Genomic DNA, 384 nt, shown 5'->3' on the forward strand with positions numbered 1-384 from the left:
ATCATTGGCAACAACGTCCTGGCGCAGGTGCCAGACCTCAACGACTTCGTCGCCGGGGTGGCGATCCTGCTCAAACCGGAGGGCATGGTCACTCTCGAATTCCCACACATCGAGCGGCTGATGGCGGAGAACCAGTTCGACACCATCTACCACGAGCATTTTTCGTATTTCTCACTGTTGACGGTCGACCTGATGGCGGCCCGTCACGGGCTGCGGCTGATCGATGTCGAGGAACTTCCCACCCACGGTGGGTCGCTGCGGGTCTATCTCTGCCACGAAGGCAGTGCCTGGCAGAGGAAGGACAGCATCGCCCAATTGCTCGAGCGCGAAACCAGGCATGGGCTTGGAGAGATGTCGACCTACGCCTCTTTCGGCTACAAGGCG

Annotated in this window: 1 pseudogene; it reads left to right on the forward strand. The window is 59.9% G+C overall.

Annotation, left to right across the window (positions count from 1 at the left end):
• Positions 1 to 384: pseudogene (locus tag EN925_RS39495) on the forward strand (class I SAM-dependent methyltransferase); the annotation flags it as partial.

It is taken from the genome of Mesorhizobium sp. M7A.F.Ca.US.006.04.2.1, assembly GCF_004022915.1.
Classification (GTDB): domain Bacteria; phylum Pseudomonadota; class Alphaproteobacteria; order Rhizobiales; family Rhizobiaceae; genus Mesorhizobium; species Mesorhizobium ciceri.